The 6,763-nt window shown below is 59.1% G+C and carries 5 protein-coding genes and 1 pseudogene; 2 read left to right on the top strand and 4 right to left on the bottom strand.

The genetic code is table 11. The features are described 5' to 3' along the window. Positions 1-272: pseudogene (locus tag OUZ52_RS14225) on the bottom strand (MFS transporter); the annotation flags it as partial. Positions 273-523: 251 nt separating this feature from the next. On the opposite strand from OUZ52_RS14225, the gene OUZ52_RS14220 reads away from it, so the two are divergent. Together OUZ52_RS14220 and OUZ52_RS14215 are read left to right on the top strand one after the other, a co-directional pair. After that, on the top strand, positions 524-2,605 hold the full coding sequence (locus OUZ52_RS14220) for a S9 family peptidase (protein ID WP_266159088.1): 2,082 nt from the start codon (positions 524-526) through the stop codon (positions 2,603-2,605). 236 nt (positions 2,606-2,841) lie between these two features. After that, positions 2,842-3,183, top strand: a complete 342-nt coding sequence (locus tag OUZ52_RS14215; protein ID WP_266159087.1) for an endonuclease domain-containing protein — start codon at positions 2,842-2,844, stop codon at positions 3,181-3,183. 134 nt (positions 3,184-3,317) lie between these two features. Here OUZ52_RS14215 and OUZ52_RS14210 read toward each other — a convergent pair whose 3' ends face one another. From OUZ52_RS14210 to OUZ52_RS14200, 3 genes are all read right to left on the bottom strand, one after another. Beyond that, the gene (locus tag OUZ52_RS14210) at positions 3,318-4,337 is read right to left on the bottom strand and encodes a magnesium and cobalt transport protein CorA (RefSeq protein ID WP_266159086.1); all 1,020 of its coding nucleotides are present in this window, start codon (positions 4,335-4,337) and stop codon (positions 3,318-3,320) included. Between the two features lie 153 nt (positions 4,338-4,490). Next, the gene (locus tag OUZ52_RS14205) at positions 4,491-5,714 is read right to left on the bottom strand and encodes a lipoprotein N-acyltransferase Lnb domain-containing protein (RefSeq protein WP_266159085.1); all 1,224 of its coding nucleotides are present in this window, start codon (positions 5,712-5,714) and stop codon (positions 4,491-4,493) included. 118 nt (positions 5,715-5,832) lie between these two features. Continuing rightward, a complete protein-coding gene (locus tag OUZ52_RS14200) occupies positions 5,833-6,675 on the bottom strand; it encodes a CorC family transporter (RefSeq protein WP_266159084.1) in 843 nt (280 codons plus the stop codon). Between the last annotated feature and the right edge of the window lie 88 nt (positions 6,676-6,763).

The following is a 6,763-nucleotide window of genomic DNA, read 5'->3' as shown; positions in this document are numbered from 1 at the left end:
ATGCCGAGATAGCGGTCGGCGAGCAGGCCCCCCAACACCGGCGTGGCGTAAACCAGGCCGCCATAGGCGCCGAGTACCGAAAGGCTTTCGGCATCGCTGAAACCGTGGTGCTTGATGAGGTAAAGCGCCAACAGCGCCTTCATGCCGTAGAACGAAAACCGTTCCCACATCTCGGTGAAGAAGCACACGTACAGGCCTTTGGGGTGGCCGAATAATTCGTCGTGATGGGTGACGGTGGTACGTGGTGTGGCGAGCGTGGCGGTGTCTGTCATCGTGGTTGAGCTGGGCACAAAAGAGTCGAGTATAGGGGGCTGCCGCGAGGTTGCACCTCCTCCTGGCCTCCCCCTGCTAGCTGGGGGGAGCCAACGGCTCGACTCAGTGGGCCCCATCCCCTGAGTGCAGGGGGGTGAGCACTTGCGACGGGCTGCATCCTCGCTCGGTCTGATTTCGGGGCTCCGCGCTTGCGTCCGCCTGCAGCTGCACTTACCGTCACAGCCTTCGTCGCCGCAAGGAAATCTTGTCCATGAAACCCCTGTTTGTCGCGCTGGCGCTTGCGTTGGCGACGACCTCGGCCATATCGGCTGACGTCGAAAGCCATACACCGCACCCGTTCAATATCCGCGATCTGGTGATGATGGACCGTGTGGGTGACCCGCAGCTGTCGCCCGATGGCCGCCAGGCGCTGTATACCGTGCGGGCCACCGACTACGCCGCCAACAAAGGGGTGACGGCGATTTATCTGCTCGACCTCGACAAGGGCGCGCAGCCGGTCAAGCTGATCGACAAGGGCGCTTCGCCGCGTTGGGCACCGGATGGCAGCGCCCTTTATTACGTGGCGTCGAAAGATGGTGTGGCCCAGTTGTGGCGGCGCGAGTTGGGTAAATCATCGTCGTCGGTACAGATCACCCATGCGCCCGTCGATGTGGACGCCTACAAGCTTTCGCCCGATGGCACCAAGGCGTTGTTGAGCTTTGAGGTGTTCACCGATTGCGCCGACCTGGCCTGCAGCAAAGAGCGCCTGGATGGGCACGAGTCGAACAAAGCTAGTGGCACGCTATATAACAAGCTGTTTGTGCGGCATTGGGACACCTGGGCCGATGGCCGTCGCGCGCAGCTGTATATCACTGACTTGAGCGGCGACGAGGGCGCACATCCTGTGTTGCTTAGCCGCGGCATCGATGGCGATGTGCCGAGCAAGCCGTTTGGTGGCGATGATGAATTCACCTTTTCGCCGGATAGCAAGACGGTTTATTTCGATGCACGTATCGCCGGCAACAGCGAACCGTGGTCGACCAATTTCGATGTCTACCGTGTGCCGGCCGACGGCTCGGCGGCCCCGCAGAATCTGACCGCTGAGAATCTGGCATGGGATGCTTTTCCAGTGGTTTCGCCGGATGGCAAGACGCTTTACTACCTGGCGATGAAGGAGCCGGGCTTTGAAGCAGACCGCTTCGGCATCATCGCGCTCGATCTGGCGAGTGGTCAAAAACATGAGGTTGCGCCGGGTTGGGATCGTTCCGCCGGTGGTCTGCAAATTTCCGGCGATGGCAAGACGCTTTACGCAACGGCTGACGACAATGGCCAGCATCCGCTGTTCGCTATCGATGTGGCCAGTGGCAAGGTCAGTACCGTGGTTACCAATGGTTCGATCAGCAGCTTCGTGGCGGGTAAGTCGCGGCTATTGCTTGAGCGCGATGATCTCAAGCATCCGGCCGACCTGTATGTCGCCGATCTGCGTGGCAAGGGGCTCAAACAGGTAACCCACTACAACGCGGAACGCCTCAAAAATGCCCAGACTGGCGAGCCGGAGTTCTTCACCTTTAAGGGCTGGAACAACGAGACCGTGCAGGGCTATGTGGTAAAGCCCGTAGGCTACAAGTCGGGTAAGAAATATCCGGTGGCCTTCATTATTCATGGTGGCCCACAGGGCGCGATGAGCAATGGCTGGAGCTATCGTTGGAACCCGCAAACTTATGCCGGCCAGGGCTTTGCGGTGGTTACCATCAACTTCCATGGTTCCACAGGTTATGGCCAGGCATTTACCGATTCGATCTCGGGTGACTGGGGTGGTAAGCCACTGGAGGATCTCAAGCTCGGCTGGAAGGCTGCGCTGGGCAAGTATAGCTTCCTCGATGGCGATCGTGCCTGCGCGCTCGGCGCAAGCTACGGCGGCTACATGGTGTATTGGATCGCCGGTGTATGGAACGAGCCGTGGAGGTGCCTGGTCGATCATGACGGTGTGTTCGACGCGCGCTCGATGTATTACAGCACCGAGGAGCTCTGGTTCGAAGAGAAAGAAAACGGTGGCACCGAATACGACCATCCGCAGAATTACGAGAAGTTCAATCCGGTCAATCATGTAAAGGATTGGCGTGTGCCGATGCTGGTGGTGCATGGCGGCAAGGACTTCCGTATTCCCGATACGCAAGGCCTGGGCGCCTTCACCGCGATGCAGCGCCGCGGTATTCCGAGCCAGTTTCTGCATTTCCCGGATGAGAATCATTGGGTGCTGAAGCCGCAGAACAGCGTGCAGTGGCATGAGGCGGTGAACGCGTGGTTGAAGCAGTGGACGGCTAAAGATGCGCAGAAGAATTCTGCGAAATAATGAGTGGTTGTGTTGTTTGGTGTGCCTTTCTCCAGGGTGGGGCGGGGCAAGAGCCTGACCCCACCCTAACCCTCCCCTACAAGCAGGGGAGGGGACTGGTTGAGGCAAGTTTGGGTTTTCACTCCTCCCTCTATTTATAGGGGGAGGTTGGGAGGGGGTAGGGTTCGGGGCAAGGACTTGACCTTGCTCGAAAGCTTTCCCGTAGAGTTGAGACTTTCAACAGCGAAGGATTCGCCATGCAGCGCATATGGAAACGTGCACGTCGCCTACGCAATGGGGCGACCGATACGGAACGGCATTTGTGGCGATATCTGCGCCGTGAAAATCTAGCGGGCTACAAGTTTCGTCGTCAATATCCGATGGTCGGCTACATCGTGGATTTCGTTTGTATACCAGCCACGCTGGTGATTGAGCTTGATGGTGGTCAGCATGCGGACGCAGTGGGTTATGACGCTGAGCGCACGCGCGTGATCGAGGCGCATGGTTATCGTGTGCTGCGTTTCTGGAATGACGATGTGTTGCTGCGCACAGATGATGTGCTGGCTGAGATCTGGCGGGGATTGGGGGTGGAGCGTTGAGGCAAGGGCGTCCCCCCCCTCCCCAACCCTCCCCTGTTAACAGGGGAGGGAGCCGAACGATGAGGGTTACCGGCTTTTGCTCCTCCCCCTGCGGTGCAGGGGGAGGTTGGGAGGGGGTTAACCTCGCGCCAGGTTCAAAACCACTTGGCCCGCTTCAAGCCAATAAAAATGCCGATGACGATGCATGCCACGATGCCGATAATGGCGGGGTACGCCCATGGCTGCTTCAGCTCTGGCATGTGCTCGAAGTTCATGCCGTACCAGCTGGTGACCAGGGTGGGGGCGGCCAGCATGGCGGCCCAGCCGGCTAGTTTTTTCATGACTTCGTTCTGGCCGAAGGTCACCAGGGACAAGTTGACGTTGATAGCGGCGGCCAGCATTTCGCGCATGGCGCTAATGGATTCGTTGACGCGGAAGACATGGTCGTAGACGTCGCGGAAGTAGGCGCGCAACTCGTCCTGGATCAGGTGCGGATGCATGCGTACAAGCTGGCTGATGATGTCTTGTAGCGGCGCGACGGCAAGGCGCAAGGTCATCAGATCGCGTTGCATATCGTATAGGCGCCGCACGGTGCTGCGTTTGAACGTTTCAGCAAAGATGTCTTGTTCCAGCTCCTGCAGCTCTTCGCGGAAGTCGCGAACGATGGGCAACAAGTTGTCGACGACGAAATCGAGTACGCCGTAAAGGCCGTAGCTAGGGCCAAGTGCGAGCAACTCGGGCGAATTTTCGCAGTAGCGTCGTGCGGGGGCGTATGACAAGGATGCGCCATGGCGCACGGTAACCAGATAACGCGGGCCGAGAAAAATATGTGTCTCGCCAAAGGCGAGGTGACCGCTGACCAGCTGGGCGGTTTGCACGACGACAAACAGGGAGTCGCCATAAGCTTCGATCTTGGTGCGTTGATGTGCCGACTGGGCATCCTCAATCGCCAGATCGTGCAGGTCGAATTCTTCTTGCAGTTTCAGCAGCAGCGATTCGTCGGGCTCATGCAGGCCAACCCAGACAAAGGTGTCTGGTTCCTTCAAGACATCACTGATGGCATCCAGGCTGATGTCGCCGATACGCTGGCCGTTGAAGCGGTAGGCCACGCAATTGACCACCATGGAGGTGTCAGGCTGGCTGAGCGCAGGCTTGAGTGATTTGGCGTGAAGCATGCGTGCATGATGCCGCTGGCTGGAGGGCAGGGCAATGATGGGCGGGTGATTCCTGGGTTAATGGCTAGGTTGAGGGCTGTGAACGCAGCGGGTGTTGATGTTGTGATGTTGGGCATCGCCTTGCTCAGCCCAACCTGCGCCGGTCGCTCGCCGTTAGATGGTGGTGGGTCTGCGTAGGGGTTGCCGTAGGGTCCAGGCCAGTGCGAGCCAGCATGGCAGGGCGAACAGTAGCCATGGCTGATTCTGTTGCACGGTGCCGGGCAGTGCGTGCAGCAAGACGGCGATCACGGTGGCGACCAGCTGCAACAGAATGAGTCGTTGCGCCAGGCGTGATACGGGCAAGCCACGGCGCGTACGCCATGCTGTGGCGAGTAGACCAAAGGCCAGCGGATTGAACAAAAGCAGGTTGGCATTGGCCCAGGCGGAGTAATGGGTAGTGAGTGTCCATAACACCAGCGCCGCGATGCCAACAAAACCCGCCAATAGCAGATACGTGGTGCTAAGCAAGGCGTAGCCCAGGGGCCAATAACGCCAGGTCGCCACGATGAGCGCGGCGAGTAGCAGGCCCGCGAGCGCCAATGGCATGCGTAAGTCGGGCGCATGTTCTGGCGGTGTATTCAAGCGGTTGGCCGAGATGATTTGCTCATCCTGCACCAAGGGTTGCACGCCGCCGTGAGCATCGGCGACCTGGATGGCACGCAGCTCGGTTTGCAACACCATCGGTAGAAAGCTTTCCTGCCATGCGTTCAATGGCTGGTCGGCGTAGGGCCCCAGGCCAAGGTCGAGAATCAGCATCAGCCAGGGTTGCGCGCTCATCAGTCGCGCGGTTTGTTGGCGATACGTCATGCCGGCAGGTTTTGCTTCGAGTTGTTTTTTCAGTGCGCCGCCGAGTGCCTGATTCAAGGCGTCGCGTACCTTGGTGCTGCAATTGCTGATGTAGTAATCGTAGTCGTAGGTGGCATTTTCGGTGCGCAGATTCCACAGCAGAAAATCACGCAGAGCGCTGGCTTGTTCGGCGCTGAGTGCCAGCTTTTGCCGGGTCACCGAGCGGCCCACTTCGATGTAATAGCTTTCGTCACTTGAGCTCAGCGATGCACCCATCAGGTAGTGCATGCGGCCACGGGCGAAGTTGATAAAGAAGTCTTTCTCGTCGAAATTGAATTCGCCGTAGTTGAAGTTCACCGATTGACCGCTGACGGTGTCGCGCAACTCGATAGCGTCATGGCCGAAGCGCTCCCAGTAGGTTTCACCAGGGCCATAACTGACTAGCGCGACTTCGAGGTTGGCGCCGGGGGTATTGTCGATGTCGGCGTGGGCGGGCGCCAGCAGGCCAACGACCAGGGTGAGCAGCAGCAAGGCGCGAGCAGTCAGGCTCATCAAGAAATATTCCGGGTGTGTAGGTGCTTGCAAGAACACATGGCTGAGCGAACGTGGGAGCGATGGAAGCTGCTCCCACACCATGTTCGCACAGCGTGCGCCCCCGCCATGGGAGCGGCTAGGCTCGCCGGGTGACGCGGAACTGTTGCACGCGGCGGTCGTCGGCCTGGGTCACCTGAAACAGGTAATTGCCGATGGCGATTTCCTCGCCGACTTCGGGCAGGTGGCCGAACTCGGAGGTAGCCATGCCACCGACGGTATCGAATTCTTCGTCGGAGAAGTCGGCACCGGTTTGTTCGTTGAACTCGTCGATCGGCGTCAACGCGCTGAGCAACCAGCCGCCGTCGGCTTGTTCGTGCATCAGCTCGGGCTCTTCCTCGTCGTCGTGCTCGTCGTCGATTTCGCCAACGATTTCTTCCAGCACGTCTTCGATGGTGATAAGGCCGGCCACGCCGCCGTATTCATCTACCACCAAGGCCATGTGATTGCGCGTATGGCGGAACTCCGCCAACAGCACGTTCAAGCGCATCGATTCGGGAATCAGCACGGCCGGGCGCAAGATCGAATGAATATCGAAGACGTGGCCGTCGCCGATGTATTTCAATAGATCTTTGGCCAGCAGAATGCCGACGATCTCGTCTTTGTCTTCGCCGTGAACGGGGAAGCGCGAATGGCCGGATTCGACCACGGTGGCGAGGATGTCAGCGAGCGGTGCCTCGTTCGAGAACATCACGATTTGTGCGCGCGGCACCATCACATCGTCAACGCTGAGCTCGGTGACCTTGATCGCGCCCTCGACCATGGTCAAGGTGTCATTGGACAACAGGCCCTTGGCCTGTGCGGCGCGAAGCTCCTCTAGAAGCTCTTCGCGGTTGCGCGGTTCACCGGAAAACATATGGCCCAGTCGATCCCACCATGAGCGGTGGGCTGGGCCGCTGGTACTGCCAGGGTCCTCGTTCATTACTCTTTTGGATGCAGCCCAGGTCGGGCGGAGGAGGCAGTCTAGCGGAAAATTCGTGACGATTCAGAGCACAAGCCTGCGCCGGGTA

The sequence above is a fragment of the Dyella silvatica genome (assembly GCF_026283955.1).
In the GTDB taxonomy this organism is placed as follows: Bacteria; Pseudomonadota; Gammaproteobacteria; order Xanthomonadales; family Rhodanobacteraceae; genus Dyella_C; species Dyella_C silvatica.
Note: the sequence above shows the minus strand (reverse complement) of the source record. Positions and strands in the feature narration are given on the sequence as shown.

What these genes read in the sequence shown, in the direction of transcription:
- OUZ52_RS14210 (WP_266159086.1), bottom strand. Translation starts at nt 4,337, where the DNA reads ATGCTTCACGCCAAATCACTCAAGCCTGCGCTCAGCCAGCCTGACACC.
- OUZ52_RS14220 (WP_266159088.1), top strand. Translation starts at nt 524, where the DNA reads ATGAAACCCCTGTTTGTCGCGCTGGCGCTTGCGTTGGCGACGACCTCG.
- OUZ52_RS14205 (WP_266159085.1), bottom strand. Translation starts at nt 5,714, where the DNA reads ATGAGCCTGACTGCTCGCGCCTTGCTGCTGCTCACCCTGGTCGTTGGC.
- OUZ52_RS14200 (WP_266159084.1), bottom strand. Translation starts at nt 6,675, where the DNA reads ATGAACGAGGACCCTGGCAGTACCAGCGGCCCAGCCCACCGCTCATGG.
- OUZ52_RS14215 (WP_266159087.1), top strand. Translation starts at nt 2,842, where the DNA reads ATGCAGCGCATATGGAAACGTGCACGTCGCCTACGCAATGGGGCGACC.